Origin of the sequence: Aquirufa sp. (assembly GCF_044377215.1) — a bacterium.
In the GTDB taxonomy this organism is placed as follows: Bacteria; Bacteroidota; Bacteroidia; order Cytophagales; family Spirosomataceae; genus Aquirufa.
The window spans coordinates 1-4,378 of the sequence record NZ_JBILJM010000059.1 but is presented as its reverse complement, the minus strand read 5'-3'; the positions used below and the strand labels follow the sequence as shown (position 1 = coordinate 4,378).

Annotated in this window: 4 protein-coding genes; 3 read left to right on the top strand and 1 reads right to left on the bottom strand. The window is 43.6% G+C overall.

The annotated features are described in order from the left end of the window. Positions 1-915, bottom strand: a 915-nt coding sequence (locus ACIQ6T_RS11215) for an SAM-dependent methyltransferase (RefSeq protein ID WP_395786418.1), incomplete at its 3' end; no start/stop codon positions are given. A 71-nt stretch (positions 916-986) separates the two neighbouring features. Between ACIQ6T_RS11215 and ACIQ6T_RS11210 the strand changes: the two genes are divergently transcribed. Genes ACIQ6T_RS11210 through ACIQ6T_RS11200 form a run of 3 tightly spaced genes read left to right on the top strand, consistent with a single transcriptional unit; the run spans position 987 to position 4,227 of the window. Then, entirely contained in the window at positions 987-1,460 is a 474-nt protein-coding gene (locus ACIQ6T_RS11210; RefSeq protein ID WP_395786420.1) for a (2Fe-2S)-binding protein, read from the top strand. Positions 1,461-1,464: 4 nt separating this feature from the next. After that, positions 1,465-3,654, top strand: a complete 2,190-nt coding sequence (locus ACIQ6T_RS11205; protein WP_395786416.1) for a molybdopterin cofactor-binding domain-containing protein — start codon at positions 1,465-1,467, stop codon at positions 3,652-3,654. Next, positions 3,655-4,227, top strand: coding sequence for an NTP transferase domain-containing protein (locus tag ACIQ6T_RS11200; protein ID WP_395786414.1), 573 nt, complete (start codon positions 3,655-3,657; stop codon positions 4,225-4,227). Positions 4,228-4,378: the final 151 nt, after the last annotated feature.

The window sequence follows — 4,378 nt, the reverse complement described above, 5'->3', positions numbered from 1 at the left end:
AATGATAATTTCAGAACTATATAAATGTGTATGTTGACCTAATTGAATGAGGTCTTTTTGTAGCACCGACTTGAAAAATCCTGCCTTCATCACGCCGGGGTGTGCCTCGTAAACATATCGTTTTAGGCTTCCAATAAGATTCTCAGCGTTTCGCTCTACCATCTGCGTGCCCTCAAAAATGGTTTGACCTTCTTCGATGATGCTAATCTTCGGGTCCAGCGATTCATTTCCCGCTTTCACAAACAACAACTCCTTGACTTCTTGCTTTGTACTGACAACATAAACTTGGCTGACACCGCCTAATTCGTGAACGGCCCGACTGATATCCAAAACCGGACTCGTCTTAACGAGTATCTTTTTTGTAGGATGCTGCGCAATGACATCCAAAACGTTCGGTTGGCAATCTCTAAACAATATAACTTTTTCTCCTAGCGCATTTCGCCGTGCAGGATCCACATAAATCCAATCGATTTCAACTTCATTTAATGCATCTAGCCCGTTTTTGGCAAAATGAGCCATGTTTTTAACACCAAGTACCTCATGATTATATTTTGTGATAGCTGCTAATTCCTCCTGCATTTCTACATAAGTCACCTGCGTACATGTTTGTGCAAAGGCCCAACTGTCCACGCCCATTCCACCTGTGATATCAATCAGCCGACCAGAAACCAAAGAAGCCTTGTATTTGGCCGTGCTTTCTGAGGATGATTGTTCGAGTGAAATAGAAGTAGGGAAAAAGACCTTTTTTTCAGCTACCCAGCTCGGTAATTTAGTTGCCAATTTCTGGCGCGCCTGAATTTGATGAGCTAATTTTTTGATATCAAGCTCAGGGAATTTACGTGTATCTAAAGCGATGGCCGACGGGGACCTCTGGCCGTTATTCGCGATAAACTCAATTTCTTTCGGTTGGAGCATTTGGCAAAAATAGAACCCTAAGTGGATAAATTAAATTTTATTGTAAATTTATGAGTATTAAAAAATGGACTATGCCTACTTACCAACTAACGATTAATGCCAAGAAGCATCGCGTCGATGTGGATTCAGATACCCCACTTTTATGGGTCATTCGTGAAGAAATAGGATACACAGGAACGAAGTTTGGTTGTGGTATGGGTTTATGTGGCGCATGTACGGTACTTTTAAATGGCCAACCGATTCGTTCGTGTTCAACGCCCGTGTCGACGGTTAAATTAACAGACAAAGTAACAACCATCGAAGGCTTATCTGCAGGTAATGCGGTCCAAGAAGCTTGGATCGAAGCTCAGGTCCCACAATGCGGCTATTGTCAATCAGGTCAAATACTGGCCGCTTCCGCTTTATTAGCCTCGAATGCTACTCCAAGCGATGAAGATATTGATAATGCCATGGCAGGAAATATTTGTCGGTGCGGCACCTATCCCCGCATGCGCCAAGCCATCCATGCAGCAGCTGCTAAAATTCAAAAATCTAAAAAAGCCTAAGGACATGAACACATCAAGACGTGATTTTATTCGCATCGGAGGGCAGTCGGCCTTCATCCTAGCCCTAGGTTTTTCCGTTACAGGTAAAGCAAAAACCTTACAAAAAGTAACCGCACTCGGTGTAGAAATTAATCCTTACATCATTATCAATGAGGCGGGCAAGGTTACCATATTTAATCCGCGGCCTGATATGGGACAGGGTACCTATCAATCTTTGCCGATGTTGATTGCCGAGGAATTAGAGATTCCATTAGATAAGATAGATATTCAAATGACGGATGGTTCGGCTCGTTTTGGGTCCCAACTGTCGGGAGGATCCTCATCCGTACGCACTCGTTGGATTCCCATGCGAACTGCTGGGGCGGCTGTGAAAGAAATGCTTTTGCAAGCCGGTGCGAACCGTTGGAAAGTTTCCATCACAGATTGTTATGCCAAAGACGGGTTTATCATTAATCGTGTTTCCAATGCCAAGCTTTCCTATGGCGAGTTAGTCGAAGAAGCATCCAAATTGCCGGTCCCACAAAAGCCGCGATTAAAAACATGGAGTGAGTTTACGCAATTGGGCAAGAAATCATTCCGTCCGGATGTTACCTCCAAGGTTGACGGAACAGCCATTTTTGGTATGGACGTTAAATTACCAGGGATGTTATATGCGAGCATTGTGCATTCCCCTACGATTTATGGTAAGGTTAAAAGCTTCAGTGCCGACAAAGCCATGGGTGTTAAAGGGGTTCGATTTGTTTTGAAGACCGAGCGTAATTTTTACCATGGTCCGTTTTCACCCGATGTTGAATTAAATCAAAAGGCTCGTGCAAAGTCGGAAGCCATTGCTGTGGTGGCGGAATCCTATTGGGCAGCTTTGAAGGGAAAGAAACTGGTATTGGCTTCTTGGTCTTCCGAGGGAGCCGCGGAAAGTGCTACTTCGCAATATTTTAATGCTGCCAAAGCTAAAGCACAATCTGAGGGTGCAACCTATAAAGATGCAGCTGTAGGAGATTTTGCCAAAGCATTGCAGTTATCGGACTATAAAATCCAGGCAACCTATCAAACGCCCTTTATGGCGCATGCTCCCATGGAACCTTGCAATGCAACGGTTTATGTGCAGGATGGAAAAGTAGAAGTTTGGGCTCCTGTTCAGGGACCTGATAGTTTGGTTACTGAATTGGCAGGTTATTTAGGAATGAAGCCAGAACATGTTAAAATCAATGTCACCTTTTTAGGAGGGGCGTTCGGTCGGAAAGCCTATTATGACTATGTATTAGAAGCGGCTCATATTTCACGTCAAGTGAATGCCCCTGTAAAAGTGATTTGGACGCGGGAGGAAGATATCCAACAAGGACCATTCCGTCCGGGAATGATTTCGGCTATGCAAGGTGGAATTGATAATCAAGGAAATGTATTGGCTTTTGAACATCGGTTAAATGGTGCGTCGATTATGGCCAATGTTTTCAAGGCCGATATGCGTGGGAAAATAGATCCGTGGGCGGGAGAGGGCATTAGCATTGAGGATAGTCCGTATGCATTTCCTGCGCGTCGTAATTCATTTAATTGGGTTGATCCGCAGATGCCTATTTTATGGTGGCGTTCTGTATATGCATCGACCAATGTTTTTGCTCAGGAATGTTTCATGGATGAATTAGCCCATGAAGGCGAAAAAGATCCGCTTGACCTACGTTTACATTTATTGAAAGACTCACCTCGTTTTGTGGCCGTACTGAATAAGTTGGCTGAAATTTCTGATTATCGGGCCAAACGCAAAACGGGTAAATCCATTGGTATCGCGATTGCCAGTTCTTTTGCCAGTATCGCTGCACATGCATTTGTAGTAGAAAAACAGGGAACAAGTGTCAAGATTAATCAAATCTACGCGGTGATCGATTGTGGTTTTGCTGTTAACCCCGATAATATTGTTGCCCAAATGCAAAGTAATTTGGTCTATGGACTTTCGGCTACCATCAAAAATGAAATTACCCGGAATCATGGCGTGATTGAGCAAAGTAATTTTCATGATTATGCGGTGCTCCGACAAGGCGAAATTCCGGATGCGGTTATTCATGTCATGCAAAATGAGGAAGAACCTGGTGGAGTAGGGGAACCTGGTTTACCTCCTGTCGCGCCTGCTTTGTGCAATGCGATTTTCTTAGCCACAGGTAAACGTGTCCGCACGTTGCCATTAGATTTAAGTTCGATTTAAATGGAAGGATTAATTCTGGCCGCAGGGGCCTCTTCTCGATTAGGGGAAGCGAAACAACTATTAGTTTATCAAGGCCAAAGCCTGTTAGAGCGATCGATCCGTCTCGCGTTTTCGGTATGTCAAGAGGTTTCAGTTTGCCTTGGGGCTGAAGTTGATCAATCTATTCTAATTATAGAAAATTTACAAAAGGAGTTTCCAAACTTGACTTTTGTTCAGGTGGAACATTGGGAAAAAGGGATGGGGGAGTCGCTTGCAGTCGGACTTAAAGCCGTGGATATTTCGCGCGATGTATTGGTTTTGTTATGTGACTTACCCTTTCTGACAACTTCTCATCTCAAGAACTTAACGTCGTTGGCAAATCCATATCGAGCCATTGTGGCCTCATTTCAAGGAGTTAATTCTCCTCCAGTATTAATTCCGCAAGCTTTACGACCTTTATTTAATCATTGGAGTGGCGATCAAGGATTAGGTAAATTTTGGCGCCAGAATCCCATGCTCTGTGAGATCGTTCATTTTTCAGATAAATTCAGGGATGTGGATGTTCCGGAAGATAGGAAGTATTGGGGGATATGATCATTAGACTTTAGACGTTGGACGCTGGACATTGGACTGTAGAGACGCGATACTTGAGGTGCACCCATTTTATTGGACAAAATTAAACAATAGATTTGACATAATGAGCTCGGTATCCCACTGGGCTCATTCCATTTAGATTCATTTTTAT